The organism is Flavobacterium paronense, from assembly GCF_030409795.1.
In the GTDB taxonomy this organism is placed as follows: Bacteria; Bacteroidota; Bacteroidia; order Flavobacteriales; family Flavobacteriaceae; genus Flavobacterium; species Flavobacterium paronense.
Map to the genome: position 1 here is coordinate 696,234 of NZ_JAUFQN010000019.1, position 13,114 is coordinate 709,347.

At 32.3% G+C, this 13,114-nt stretch carries 19 protein-coding genes; 7 read left to right on the forward strand and 12 right to left on the reverse strand.

The window, feature by feature from the left end:
• Positions 1–134: 134 nt before the first annotated feature.
• From QWY90_RS04545 to QWY90_RS04560, 4 genes are all read left to right on the forward strand, one after another.
• Positions 135–1,022: an OmpA family protein gene (locus QWY90_RS04545; RefSeq protein ID WP_290284675.1), complete on the forward strand. Its 888-nt coding sequence runs from the start codon at positions 135–137 to the stop codon at positions 1,020–1,022.
• A 28-nt stretch (positions 1,023–1,050) separates the two neighbouring features.
• Positions 1,051–1,926, forward strand: coding sequence for an OmpA family protein (locus QWY90_RS04550; protein WP_290284676.1), 876 nt, complete (start codon positions 1,051–1,053; stop codon positions 1,924–1,926).
• A complete protein-coding gene (locus QWY90_RS04555) occupies positions 1,926–2,696 on the forward strand; it encodes an OmpA family protein (RefSeq protein ID WP_290284677.1) in 771 nt (256 codons plus the stop codon). The genes QWY90_RS04550 and QWY90_RS04555 overlap by 1 nt, the downstream gene beginning before the upstream one ends.
• A gap of 79 nt (positions 2,697–2,775) precedes the next feature.
• On the forward strand, positions 2,776–3,954 hold the full coding sequence (locus QWY90_RS04560) for an AIR synthase related protein (RefSeq protein WP_290284678.1): 1,179 nt from the start codon (positions 2,776–2,778) through the stop codon (positions 3,952–3,954).
• 5 nt (positions 3,955–3,959) lie between these two features.
• Here the strand turns inward: QWY90_RS04560 and QWY90_RS04565 are convergent, their stop codons facing one another.
• Positions 3,960–4,181: a hypothetical protein gene (locus tag QWY90_RS04565; protein ID WP_290284679.1), complete on the reverse strand. Its 222-nt coding sequence runs from the start codon at positions 4,179–4,181 to the stop codon at positions 3,960–3,962.
• 201 nt (positions 4,182–4,382) lie between these two features.
• Positions 4,383–5,213, reverse strand: coding sequence for a 4,5-DOPA-extradiol-dioxygenase (ygiD, locus tag QWY90_RS04570; RefSeq protein WP_290284680.1), 831 nt, complete (start codon positions 5,211–5,213; stop codon positions 4,383–4,385).
• 71 nt (positions 5,214–5,284) lie between these two features.
• Between ygiD and QWY90_RS04575 the strand changes: the two genes are divergently transcribed.
• Positions 5,285–5,707 (forward strand): hypothetical protein, encoded by a 423-nt coding sequence (locus tag QWY90_RS04575; RefSeq protein ID WP_290284681.1) that lies wholly within the window; start codon positions 5,285–5,287, stop codon positions 5,705–5,707.
• Positions 5,708–5,739: 32 nt separating this feature from the next.
• Here QWY90_RS04575 and QWY90_RS04580 read toward each other — a convergent pair whose 3' ends face one another.
• The 8 genes from QWY90_RS04580 to QWY90_RS04615 all read right to left on the reverse strand — a co-directional run bounded on the left by QWY90_RS04580 (position 5,740) and on the right by QWY90_RS04615 (position 10,864).
• Positions 5,740–6,015, reverse strand: coding sequence for an ATP-dependent Clp protease adaptor ClpS (locus QWY90_RS04580; protein ID WP_290284682.1), 276 nt, complete (start codon positions 6,013–6,015; stop codon positions 5,740–5,742).
• Positions 6,016–6,052: 37 nt separating this feature from the next.
• A complete protein-coding gene (gene prmA / locus QWY90_RS04585) occupies positions 6,053–6,886 on the reverse strand; it encodes a 50S ribosomal protein L11 methyltransferase (protein WP_290284683.1) in 834 nt (277 codons plus the stop codon).
• Between the two features lie 59 nt (positions 6,887–6,945).
• The gene (locus QWY90_RS04590) at positions 6,946–7,416 is read right to left on the reverse strand and encodes a hypothetical protein (protein ID WP_290284684.1); all 471 of its coding nucleotides are present in this window, start codon (positions 7,414–7,416) and stop codon (positions 6,946–6,948) included.
• 147 nt (positions 7,417–7,563) lie between these two features.
• Entirely contained in the window at positions 7,564–8,316 is a 753-nt protein-coding gene (gene tpiA / locus QWY90_RS04595; protein ID WP_290284685.1) for a triose-phosphate isomerase, read from the reverse strand.
• Positions 8,316–8,813: a TlpA family protein disulfide reductase gene (locus tag QWY90_RS04600; RefSeq protein WP_290284686.1), complete on the reverse strand. Its 498-nt coding sequence runs from the start codon at positions 8,811–8,813 to the stop codon at positions 8,316–8,318. Before QWY90_RS04600 ends, tpiA begins: the two co-directional genes overlap by 1 nt.
• 27 nt (positions 8,814–8,840) lie before the next feature.
• Positions 8,841–9,149, reverse strand: coding sequence for a hypothetical protein (locus QWY90_RS04605; protein ID WP_290284687.1), 309 nt, complete (start codon positions 9,147–9,149; stop codon positions 8,841–8,843).
• Positions 9,150–9,198: 49 nt separating this feature from the next.
• Positions 9,199–10,305 carry a MauE/DoxX family redox-associated membrane protein gene (locus QWY90_RS04610; RefSeq protein WP_290284688.1) on the reverse strand — a complete coding sequence of 369 codons (1,107 nt, stop codon included), beginning with the start codon at positions 10,303–10,305 and terminating at the stop codon, positions 9,199–9,201.
• A 16-nt stretch (positions 10,306–10,321) separates the two neighbouring features.
• Complete coding sequence (locus QWY90_RS04615; protein WP_290284689.1) at positions 10,322–10,864, reverse strand: DUF1599 domain-containing protein; 543 nt, start codon at positions 10,862–10,864, stop codon at positions 10,322–10,324.
• Between the two features lie 91 nt (positions 10,865–10,955).
• On the opposite strand from QWY90_RS04615, the gene folP reads away from it, so the two are divergent.
• Both folP and QWY90_RS04625 read left to right on the forward strand, forming a co-directional pair.
• On the forward strand, positions 10,956–11,774 hold the full coding sequence (gene folP, locus QWY90_RS04620; protein ID WP_290284690.1) for a dihydropteroate synthase: 819 nt from the start codon (positions 10,956–10,958) through the stop codon (positions 11,772–11,774).
• A complete protein-coding gene (locus QWY90_RS04625; protein ID WP_290284691.1) occupies positions 11,771–12,400 on the forward strand; it encodes a hypothetical protein in 630 nt (209 codons plus the stop codon). Before folP ends, QWY90_RS04625 begins: the two co-directional genes overlap by 4 nt.
• Positions 12,401–12,433: 33 nt before the next feature.
• Here the strand turns inward: QWY90_RS04625 and rlmH are convergent, their stop codons facing one another.
• Both rlmH and QWY90_RS04635 read right to left on the reverse strand, forming a co-directional pair.
• A complete protein-coding gene (gene rlmH, locus QWY90_RS04630; protein WP_290284692.1) occupies positions 12,434–12,907 on the reverse strand; it encodes a 23S rRNA (pseudouridine(1915)-N(3))-methyltransferase RlmH in 474 nt (157 codons plus the stop codon).
• A 6-nt stretch (positions 12,908–12,913) separates the two neighbouring features.
• Positions 12,914–13,099, reverse strand: a complete 186-nt coding sequence (locus QWY90_RS04635; RefSeq protein WP_290284693.1) for a hypothetical protein — start codon at positions 13,097–13,099, stop codon at positions 12,914–12,916.
• Between the last annotated feature and the right edge of the window lie 15 nt (positions 13,100–13,114).

A 13,114-nucleotide genomic window follows, 5' to 3' on the forward strand; every position in this document is an offset into this window, starting at 1 on the left:
CGGGATTTTTTTATGACTGTGAAAAATGAGAAAAGCTATATTAGTATAAAATGTATTTTTTTTCTATATATTATTGGCTTTATATTTGATTACTCCAAACAATTTTGCGTAACTTTCGATTGTTTTTTTAACCTATGAAAACATATTTCAGTTTCTTTTTCTTTTTAGTTTCAATGCTCACTTGCCTGGCGCAAGAACAACTTACAGTCTATTTTGACAGTAATAAGTTTGTATTAGATACCAAAGAAAACACAAAACTAAACACTTGGATTTCAGAAAATAAAAGCAATAAAATTGTAGCCATTCATGGCTTTACTGATGAAGATGGAACCAATGGCTTCAACGATACTTTAGCTCAAAAACGAGTAAATTGTATTTTTAATGCTGTCAAAAATCAAATCAAAATCAGAGAAGATTTTAAGACTAGAAGCTTTGGGGAAAGCTTTAATCAATCCAAAAATAAGGCAGAAAATCGTCGGGTTATCATTTATTATATCTTAGAAAAAGACTTGCCGCGCGAAGATGAAATCCTTGGAATTAAAAAAGAAATCGTAAAAGAAGAACCCAAACCGGAAATAGTTTATCCCGAAAAATTAGTCTTCGAAAATCCAAACGGAACCAAATCGGAATTCAAACTCGACCGAACTTTTATGAAGAAAGTAGGTGATTCTAAAGCCGGAGAAAAACTCAAAATTGAAAACCTAAATTTTGTAATCAACACGTTTGCCGTTGTTAATGAATCTCGTGGAAAGTTATATGAGTTACTTTTAGTTTTGCAAAAAAAGCCAAGCCTAAAAATTGAAATTCAAGGCCATTTATGTTGTATGCCTATTGATAGAACCGATTTGTCAACACAACGCGCCAAAGCTATTTATAATTTTTTAGTGAATCATGATATTCAAAAAGATAGATTGTCTTATAAAGGTTTTGGAAGTTCAATGCCTATTTATGCGTTGCCCGAAAAAGACGAACAAGAACGTGCAGCTAATCGCAGAGTCGAAATTTTAATTGTAGAGAATTAGTATGCAAAAGATACATATACTTTGTGTTTTGCTGATCTCGTTACTAGGTTTTAGCCAAAATAAGCTTGATGTTTTTTTTGACTTCAATAAAGATATTCCAAATGAAGCATCACAAATTAAAATAGATAAATGGATTTCAGAAAATAAAACAGCCGAAATTAGTAAGGTTCTTGGATATTGTGATAGTGTAGATGACAGTAAATACAATAAAGATTTAGCTATGCGAAGAGTTAATTCTATGGTTGCAATTTTTACTAATAACAATATAAAAATTGTAGACAAAGTCGAGTTGAAATCATTTGGTAAAGACTTTAAATCTTCCAAAAATCAAAGCGAGAATAGGAAAGTAGAAGTTTTCTATAATCTGATTGCAGTTAAAAATGAGGATATAAGAAATGTTCAAACAATACCTAATGGTCCTTTCGGGAAAAGGCAAGTTAAAGAAGCAATAGCAGAAGATAAAGTAGAAAATGACCTGTTTGAGGTTGCCGATATGGACGCAATTGTAGAAGAAGAAAGGGGAACTTTAGAATCTAAATTTTATAAAGCAAAAAAAGGTGATTTAATCAGAATAAATAATATCAATTTTTATTTTAATTCAGAAAGGGTAATGGATCAATCGATGCCACTTTTAGATGAATTGCTTGATATTATGATGAATAATCCAAAACTTGTAATTGAAATACACGGACATATTTGCTGCAATCCGAATCCGAACGACACTAAATTATCCTATAGAAGAGCCTTGGTCATTCTTAAATATTTGACTAAAAACGGAGTTGACTTATATAGATTGGCTTTCAAAGGATACGGAAGTAATGATCCAATTTATAAAGTGCCTGAAAGAAATGAAAAGGAAAGAGCTGCCAATCGTAGAGTAGAAATCTTAATTGTAGATAAATAATGAAATTAAAAATTATCATATTGTTTTTTTTGGTTTGCTTTAAATCCTTAGGACAAAAACAAGTGGAAGTCTTTTTCGATTTCAATAAAGATTTTCCGAATCCAACTTCAATTTTAGAAATAAACGAATGGATTGCCAACAATAAAAATGTTGAAATCACTAAGTTATTAGGCTATTGCGATAGTATTGATACCAAAGATTACAATAAAAAACTTGCGATAAGACGTATTGATAATGTTCAGATTTTGTTAGATAAAAGTGGATTAAAGTTCGATAAAAATTTAGAAAAAACAGCATTTGGGAAGGATTTCAAACAATCAAAAGTTCAAGCAGAGAATAGAAAAGTAACGATTTTTTATAACGAACCTATAAGTTTACCCGTTGAAAGTGAACTGACAAAAAAAATAAAAAGCTCTAAAATAGGTGAACTCATCACATTGCCCAATATTTATTTCTTTAATAATTCGGCACGTATAGTCCCTAAATCCAATCCTACACTTATCGATCTGCGTTGTGCTATGGAAGAAAATCTAAAATTGAAAATTGAAATACAAGGGCATATTTGTTGTCAAACCATCGGTGACCTTGCCGATGTTTCGACATCGCGAGCACGGGCTATCTATAGTTATCTGTTGCGAAACAAAATAGATAGAAAGCGTATGACTTTCAAAGGATTCGGCAACACTAAACCTATTCATCCAATCCCAGAAAAAAATGCGCAGGAAGAAGACGAAAATCGCCGTGTAGAAATTCTGATTGTTGAGAAATAATTTCCCGAAATACGTAATTCGTAATTCCAAATTCATAATTCAAATTACTATCTTTGCGGCACACAACTAACTACAACACATGAGTTCCGATAACAGTCAACGTTATAATCTTCGTGGAGTTTCGGCTTCCAAGGAAGATGTTCACAACGCTATTAAAAACATCGACAAAGGATTATTTCCAAAAGCTTTCTGTAAAATTGTTCCCGATTATTTGACTAATGATGATAATTATTGTCTGATTATGCATGCTGATGGCGCCGGAACAAAATCGTCTTTAGCCTATTTATATTGGAAAGAAACTGGCGATATTTCTGTTTGGAAAGGCATTGCGCAAGACGCATTGATTATGAATATTGACGATTTACTTTGCGTTGGCGCGACAGATAATATAATGCTTTCATCAACTATCGGAAGAAACAAAAATCTAATTCCTGGTGAAGTTATTTCTGCCATTATCAACGGAACCGAAGAATTGATTGCCGAGCTAAAAACTTTTGGCGTAACGATTTATTCTACTGGTGGCGAAACTGCCGATGTTGGCGATTTAGTGCGAACAATAATCGTAGATTCAACCGTAACAGCCCGAATGAAACGCAGCGATGTTGTCGATAATGCCAATATCAAAGCTGGAGATGTGATTGTTGGTTTGGCTTCTTTCGGTCAGACCAAATATGAAAAAAGTTATAATGGTGGAATGGGAAGCAACGGATTGACATCAGCACGTCATGATGTTTTTGCCAAATATCTAGCAGATAAATATCCGGAAAGTTTTGACAGTTCAGTACCAACTGATTTGGTTTATTCAGGAAATACAAAACTGACAGACAAAGTAGAAAATTCTCCAATAGATGCCGGAAAGTTAGTGTTATCTCCAACAAGAACTTATGCACCAATCATCAAAACTATTTTAAATAAATACACTCCAAAAGACATTCACGGAATGGTACATTGTTCGGGTGGAGCACAAACTAAAGTTTTACACTTCGTAGATAATGTTCATGTAATAAAGGATAATCTATTTTCGGTTCCACCATTATTTAAATTGATCCAAGAACAATCTAAAACCGATTGGAAGGAAATGTATCAAGTATTCAATTGTGGTCACAGAATGGAATTATATGTTCCAAATGAAATTGCTCAAGACATCATCGAAATCTCAAAATCATTCGGTGTTGAGGCTCAAATTGTGGGTAGAGTAGAAGCTGCTGAAACTAAAAAACTTACAATTGAAAGTGAGTTTGGTAAGTTTGAGTATTAGTCATACTAACTTTTCGATTTTAAAGTATAGATTCCGCCCGCAAAAAGCAGAATCGCAGCACCAATATACATATAACCTTGTTGTTTACCGGATTCATTCGAGGCATCTATTTTCAGTCCAAGGAAATTAATCTGTTTAGTGTTGTCAGCAATTTTATTAAGCCCAATATAACCAATAGATATACTGACTATAATCAATAATGCTCCGATAAGTTTTGATGTGTTCATAATGTAGTTGTTTAGTTTCTCTAAATTTAAGGGATTAAATTTGTTTAAACGTTACAGAGTTTTGTTCAAACGTTATAGAATTTTGTTTACTCCTAATTTAGTTTTGCTTACTATTTATTTAGTTTAGAGAACTCTTAATTTAGTTTTGTTTACTACTTATTTAGTTTAGAGTTCTCCTCATTTAGTTTAGAGTACTATTTCTTAACCAATCTTTACTGAAGTCATACTCAAACTACCAGCCAATAGCTTATCATTAAACAATGATAGTTCTTCATTTTTTTGTTTTAAGCCCAAAGTATAAATTAGGGGCAAATAATGATCAGGAGTAGGAATGGCTAACTGTATTGCTTTAGATTGTTTTTCATAGTCAATCAACGATTGAAAATCACCATCCAAAAGGTGATGGTTGAATTTACTTCGGGCTTCAATTGCCCAATCAAAACCGTAATCGTCTTTGTGGAAATTATGAAAATCAACAAGGCCTAAATTGTGAACAATGTTTCCACTTCCAATAATCAAAATGCCTTTGTCACGTAACTTACTTAGTTTTTGTGCTAGTTCAAAATGATATTGTGCTGGTTTGGTATAGTCAATGCTCAACTGAATTACAGGAATGTCAGCTTTAGGATATAAATGCTTCAACACCGACCAAGCTCCATGATCTAAACCCCATTTTTCATCGAGTGCTACTAAAGTTGGTTCTAATAATAATTTGGTTGCTTCAGCCAATTCAGGATTTCCTTTTGCAGGATATTGAACTTCATAAAGTGCTTTTGGAAATCCACCAAAGTCGTGAATCGTTTGTGGCATTTCCATAGCCGTAACTTTGGTTCCATTAGTAAACCAATGCGCCGAAATACAGATAATAGCTGTTGGCTTTGGTAGTGTTTTGGCAACGTTTCTAAAACCAATTACAAATTCATTTTCTTCAATAGCGTTCATCGGACTTCCATGCCCAAGAAATAATATGGGCATGCGCTCCGTATTTGATAAACTTTCTGAAAACTGACTTAAAGTATTGAGGTTTTGCATAATGTAAAAATAAGGAATCTATATCCAACTTTGATTAAAACTTTGCGACCTTTGCGTCTAAATAAATGACTATGATTATCAATTTAAAAAATGGTGTTGACAAATTGCTTTTTGGTATGAAACAAAAAGATGTAGAATCATTCTATGGCAAAGCAGACAAACAATTTAATGACGAAGACGGAAATATTATTTGTCTTTATAACACTCAGAAATGTAGTTTAACTTTTTATGAGGATGAAGATTTTCGTTTGGGTTATATCATTTGTTCCCATCCCGAGGCAACGATTTTGGATAAAAAAGTTATTGGTAAAAATGTTGAAAATATTAAATCAGAGTTACCTTTTAAATCATGGACAAAAGAAGATTTTGACACCACCGAAAATCACTTCAACGAAAGCAATTGGCTAATTCTGCAATCAGAATACAACGATATTATCCGGGTTGAAATTGGCGCTATTATAAATGACAAAGATGAATTTGATTGGAAGTTTTAATATCACTTCAACAAACTATAAAATAACAACTATTAAATAATTTCCGCGCTTAAGCCAGCTTCTAAAAGTTGTGTACATTGTGGTTTCAATTCATCAAACGAGCCTGTTTTTACAGTGCATTTTCCTTTATAGTGTACTAAAATAGCACATTGTTCCGCTTGTTCAGAAGTGTGATTACAAACACGGATTAGTGTTTCAATGACATGGTCAAAAGTATTGACATCGTCATTATACAATACGATTTCATTATTGATTCCAACTTGTTCTTCAACTAAAACGTCTCCCTGAACTTTTTCAATAGTACTCATTTTCATTTGGTTTTACGAGGTGTAAAATTTCCAGCTGCTAATTTACATATTTAAGAGAAGTCCAATTATTTCTTTCGAATTTTTTAACATAAGTCAATCCTTTTTCAGTGCATGAAGCATCAATAAATGGAATGTCTTCTGTATAAAAACCGCTTAGTAATAGGATTCCGTTTTTGTTTAAGCAATCAACATATCGCTGCATATCGTTCAACAAAATGTTACGGTTAATATTAGCGATAATTAAGTCGTATTTTTTATCTTTTAGTAAAGAAGCATCGCCTTCAAAAACAGTAATTTCATGACAATTATTACGTTCTGCATTTTCAATTGAATTAAGATAACACCAATTGTCTATATCAATAGCGTCAATAGGTTTTGCGCCTTTCATTTCGGCAAGTATAGCCAAAATAGCTGTTCCGCATCCCATATCAAGTGTTTTCAAATTGGTAACATCCGTTTCTAAAAGATGTTGAATCATCATATGTGTAGTTTCATGATGACCAGTGCCAAAGCTCATTTTTGGCTCGATAATTATATCAAATTCAGCGTTGGTTTTTGGATGAAAAGGAGCACGGACGTGACATTTTCCGTCTACATCTATTGGCTCAAAGTTTTTCTCCCATTCCTCGTTCCAATTGACTTGCTCAATTTCTTCGATTGTGTGGGAAATAGTAAATTCAGGAGAATGTAACAAATAAATATCATCTAATACGTTTTTAGTCCAAAGGTCTTTTTGAATATAGGCACTAAATCCAGTTTCTGTTTCAATGAAACTTTCAAAGGGTTTTTCACCAAGTTCGGCTATTAAAATTTCGGAACCAAGTTCTTTAGGCTCGACCGAGAAATGGTATGCTAAATAGATATTTGACATTCTTTTTTTTGCAAAGATAACAATCGATATCCTTACTATGAAGCCATTTCAGCAAAAAATTAATCATCTGTTTTGGCAACAGTTTTTAAACTAGCACTTGGAATTTCATCAGGAGTAACACTGAAAACCATCAATTTACTGTAACGTTTTCCTTCAACGTCATATAGATAGGTTATAGTGTTTTCTTTTGGATTGTATGTTAATTTCGCTCTCATAAATTTGGAACGCAATAGCCATGTTCCTTCTGTTTCGCTGGTTTGTGTAAACTCAACAATAGAGCCATGATGCATTCGCACCTGACCATTATCAATCATACTGATTACTATATAACCATTGGTTTTTGAACCGATTTCACGAATGTCAATAACAGTGTTCTCATATTCTGTTTCTTTCAATTCGTATTTTTCAAACTCATTATTCCAAACATAATATTTCCTTGAATCGGATTGGAATCGTTTTTGACTATCAATTTGCGAGTAGCTGTGCAATGAAAATAGCATCACAAGAAGTAAGGTAAGTTTTGTTTTCATTTTATTTTTGACATTAATTATGGAGTAAACCTAAAATTATATTCGATTAAAATCAAAAATAATCGATGAAATACACTTTTTTATTTAAAATATAAAAAAAACCTTTCAATTTAATGAAAGGTTTATCATATAGATTAAGTGTTTTTATTATAGCGAACTTACAATTGCTGCAAAGTCGGATGCTTTTAGTGCAGCACCACCAATTAGTCCGCCATCAACATCGGGTTTAGTGAAAATTTCTTTAGCGTTTTCAGGTTTTACACTACCGCCATAAAGTATGGAAACGTCTTCAGCAATATTGCTCCCAAAACGTTGTCTAACAGTTTCTCTAATGAACTTATGCATTTCTTGAGCTTGTTCTGGCGAAGCTGTTTCTCCAGTTCCAATTGCCCAAACAGGTTCATAAGCTAAAACAATTTGTTCCCAATCTTTATCTTTAATATGAAACAAACCGTCACGGAGTTGGTTTTCGACTACATTAAAATGTTGGTTATTTTGTCTGTCTTTTAGTTCTTCTCCAAAGCAGAAAATGACCGTCATATTATGTGATAAAGCCGTAGTTACTTTGTCGGCCAGAATAAAATCGGTTTCATGAAAATAAGCACGGCGTTCAGAATGACCAAGGATAACAATATTTACCCCAACACTTTTAAGCATATCTGCCGAAATTTCTCCGGTATAAGCGCCACTTTCAAACTGACTCATATTTTGTGCGGCTACAGCAATATTGGTAAATTCTAAATGATCTACAGCTGAAGCAAGATTAATGAATGTTGGTGCAACAATAACTTGTGCTTCTACATCATTAGGTAATTTAGCTATTAATTCATTTAATAAATCTTCTGTTTCTTCAGCATTTTTGTGCATTTTCCAATTGCCTGCAACAATTTTTTGTCTCATTATTCTAGTTTTTTTAATTGCTCGTTAATTTTATCAAAATCGGTTTCAATAGCGCGATAAATTATAATTTTACCTTTTTTATCAATAACTATATATCTCGGAATCCAATCTAAATCTATTGATTTTCCATATTCACCTTTCATGCCATCAGTTACCCAATAGTGATCTCCTTTTAATTCGTGTTTTTCAATTCCAGCTTGCCATTTGTCAAATGCCTTGTCCATTGAAATAAATACATAATCAACATTTGGATTTTTTGATTGCATTTCTTTTACTTTTGGCATTGCTTTGACACAATCACCACACCAAGATGCCCAAACTTCAATCACAGTAACTTTACCCAAATGCTTTTTTAAAACATCACTAAAAGCAATTTCTTTATTTTCGGGTGATATTAATTTTTTTGATAAACTCTCTTTGGAAAACTCCTTGTTTTGAGCTTTGCTACAAGATAAAGCAGATATTGTTACCATTAGACATAGCACTATTTTTTTCATATTTTTTTGAATTTGGGACTTAAATGATTAATCAAGTTTTTTTTCTTTATCGATATCTTTTAAATAAAATATTTTATGTTTCTTTCTTCTACGTTCGCGTCTTTCTTTTTTCTTCTTGTAATCATAGAGATATTTTAAAATTAAAACAACTCCTAATCCAGAAGAAAAGACCAAAGCACTACCAATAAGAATATAAACAGTGTTTCCCAATGGTGGATCTTCCATTGTAGAGATATGATTTAAAACGAAATAGCCTAAAATAAATATTAAAAAACAAAAACCAATGCCTATTAATACACGAGTATATAATTTTTGGGACATTATATATTTAATCATAATCTAAAGTTTAATATCTAAATGTAGTGAAAAAGATAAATAAAATTAATTATTTTTCTAGTTCTGTGAATGGTTTATTAATCAATTTTCGATAATCTTCGGGGTCAAATTTATTATCAGTTATCCCCCAATAATATTTATATTCGTTTCCATTCCACAAATATTTCACGCCTGGTGTATCTTTTCCAGAACCTAAAACTTTCCAAAAAGGTATAACTTCAATAATCTTATATGGATATTCTGCTCCGGCTTCTTTAAAAAAATCTGGAATCAAATCGGCTTCTTCATTCATAAAGATAATCGAAATTTCCGGAAAATTTTTATCTTTTTGCTTCAACGCTGTCAATTCTTTTGCAGCTACACGACAATGATCACATCCAGGAACAAAGAAACAAAGTGTTTTTCTTCCTATATCAATTTTAGAAAAATAGGATGCATAGCCCGATTTGTGTTTTTCAGGTTCATTGATTTCTTTTTTTACATCCGTTTTTATGGTTTCAACTTTCTTTATAGTATCTTTTGAAAATATAGCTGCTATTGTATCAACAGATTTTTCTTGTAAAGAATCATTAGTTGTTTCTTGGGGCGTTGAAATCTGAAAATTACTTGCTGGTGGCTGTATAGGAGCTAGCATATATATAGCCAAAATAGTGGCAAAAAGGACTGTGGTCAAAATCCAAAAGTTTCCATCTTTAGCTTCTTTTGGTAACAAAACAAATAGATAAGCCAAGAGCCCAACAGCTACTATATTTTTGATGATAGCTTCAATTGGAGTCATAGGTAAAAGTTCTCCAAAACAGCCGCAGTTTCCAGTATTTCCACCACTTAAAAAAGTCACATAACTCAAATGTCCGATGAAAACTAGTAATAAAAGTGTAGTCACTGGCACGATAAATTTACGCAACCAATTGTTTTGTAAAAGCAATAATCCCAATGCCAACTCAATTCCGATAAGTGTTCTCGAAAAATAGGGAGCAAATCCTTCTGAAAATCCTAATGTATACAATTGCTTCACTTCAAAAGTTGAAATCGCAAAATAGGGTGAATCTAACAGATTCCCTTTAGATAGTTTTGCTAAAGCAGAAAGTATAAAAAGAACCGCTACAATAATTCTAAGTGTCCAAGCGATATATGATTTTTGAGTTTCTTTTGTCATATTGGGATCGGTTTGTTTATTGTCCAAATTTCATTAAAATCAAAGCAAAAACAGCGTAATTTATCATGTCCTGATAATTGGCATCGATACCTTCAGAAACCAAAGTTTTACCTTTATTGTCTTCGATTTGTTTTACGCGAAGTAATTTTTGCAGAATCAAATCCGTTAAGGAACTAACCCTCATTTCGCGCCATGCTTCACCATAATCGTGATTTTTGTCTTCCATTAGCGATTTTGTAGCTGCGATTTTTTCATCATAAAGTTGAATTGCTTTTGCTGCATCTAAATCGGGTTGTTCAACAACGCCCAAATCCAATTGGATTAATGCCATGATAGAATAATTGATAATGCCAATGAATTCACCAGTTTCATCTTCGTCAACTTTACGAATTTCATTTTGTTGCAAACTTCTTATACGTTGGGCTTTGATAAATATTTGGTCTGTTAATGATGGTAATCTCAAGATTCTCCAGGCACTTCCATAATCGGTCATTTTGTTAACGTAAAGTTGTCGGCAAATTGCGATAACCTTATCATATTCTTGAGAAGTTTTACTCATTTCAATGTATCTTTGTGTCAAATTTCACCAAAAGTAAAGAATAAAGATTGAAGTACAAAGTACTAAATCTTATAACTATCTTAAAAAGCCAATGACTATTAATTGCTTCGGAAAACTAATCGATTTAACAACTCCCAAAGTGATGGGAATATTGAATGTTACTCCAAATTCGTTTTACGATGGAGGGAAATATTCGGATGAAAAAAGTGTGCTTTCTCAAGTTGAAAAAATGCTTATAGAAGGTGCGACTTTTATCGATATTGGAGCCTATTCAAGCAAACCAAATGCAGCATTTGTCTCGGAAATAGAAGAAATAGAACGATTAAATCCAATTATACACTTAGTTTTAAATCACTTTCCGGAAACCCTAATTTCTGTTGATACTTTTCGATCCAAAGTAGCTAAAGTCGGAATTGAAAATGGCGCTTGTATCATTAATGATATATCGGCAGGAAGTCTGGATGCTGCAATGATGGAAACCATTGCCAAACTGCAAGTTCCTTATATAATGATGCACATGAAAGGTAATCCGCAAACAATGCAAAGTTTAGCAAATTATGAAAACATTACCAAAGAAATGCTTTTTTACTTTTCAGAAAAAGTTGCGTTGGCAAGAAGATTTGGAATCAGCGATTTGCTCATCGATCCAGGTTTTGGATTTGCGAAAACAAAAGAACAAAATTTTGAAGTTATGAATAATTTAGAGTTGTTTCAAATGCTCGAATTACCCATTTTAGTTGGTGTTTCACGAAAATCAATGATATACAAAACCATAGGAACTTCCGCCGAAGATGCGCTAAACGGAACAACGGTTATGAATACAATAGCGTTGCAAAAAGGAGCAAAAATACTCAGAGTGCATGATGTGAAAGAAGCTATGGAAACTATAAAATTAGTTAGTCAATTATGAAAAGAATAGTTATTGTAGGTTTTTTATTTTTATTGTCTTCGTGCCAAAACAAAGAAGTCGTTTTACCACAAGCGAATGAAACGGTTGTTGCTGATGTGAAAGATCATTCTCCGATTTATTTCTTTTTCAAAGCGGAAGAGAAAGACACTTTAATTGATGTAAATAGAAACAATTCAATTAGTTCAACCAATTGGCTTTTTAATATTGACAAGCGTTTGCCGTTGCGAAAGGTGATTTTAGAAATTAAAAAACTTCAAGCAAAAAAAGAGGGAAGTATGCATAAAAGTGAAACATCCGAGAATTATTTTACTTATACAGATACGGTAAAAAAAACGATGGCTTTTTTGCCTTTTACTAAAGTCAAATACAAGTTAGAAAAACCCGATTTTAATGTTGTTTTTTTCTATTTAGACCGAAATGATTTGGTTCATTTTAGGGATGAAGTTTTTTCAAAAAATGAGTTGCAGCCTTTTTTAGATAAACAATTAATTTCGGCTTCAAGCATTGTCTTTGCATATGATAAAGGAATGTCGTTTGGAAAGTATATTCAATATCAATTTTTTGTAAAGCATTTGATTGCTCCAAAAGGAATGGCTATCAATAGTAAAAAAGAATACATTTACTAAAGTTCGTAAATAGTAATCTACAAATCGTACTTTTTACTGATGGTGATAAGGTTCATTTCTAAGAATTGTAAATCCACGATATAGCTGTTCAATAAAGAATAAGCGCACCATTTGATGTGAAAATGTCATTAGCGAAAGTGAAATTTTGCCTTGAGCTTTTTGGTAGACTTCTTCGCTAAAACCATAAGGTCCGCCAATAACAAATACTAAAGTTTTTACACCAGAATTCATTTTCTTCTGCAAAAAATCTGAAAAATCAATACTGGAAAAAGCTGTTCCGTTTTCGTCTAATAGTATCAGTTGGTCAGTTGATGTAAGTTTGGACAAAATCAATTCACCTTCTTTTTCTTTTTGCTGATTTTCCGAAAGGTTTTTGACGTTTTTAATATCCTGAATAACTTCCAAATCAAACTTGATGTAAAAGGATAAGCGTTTTGTGTAATCATCAATTAATGATTGCAATGCTTTGTTATCGGTTTTGCCTATGGCTAAAAGTTTGATGTTCATAAAGTGTTATTGCGGCTTATTGCGAATTCTTTCAATAATTTCTTTAACCAACAATCCGAATAAAATTCCCATTGCAAAAATTGCTAAAAACTGTATAGTTCTAATATTTTCATTTCCCTGAATTCTGCTAAAATTTCCAACTGAAAGTATAAATAATACTGCTAAAATAATTCTTCTTCTGTTTTGTTTCATGGTTTTATAGTTTTG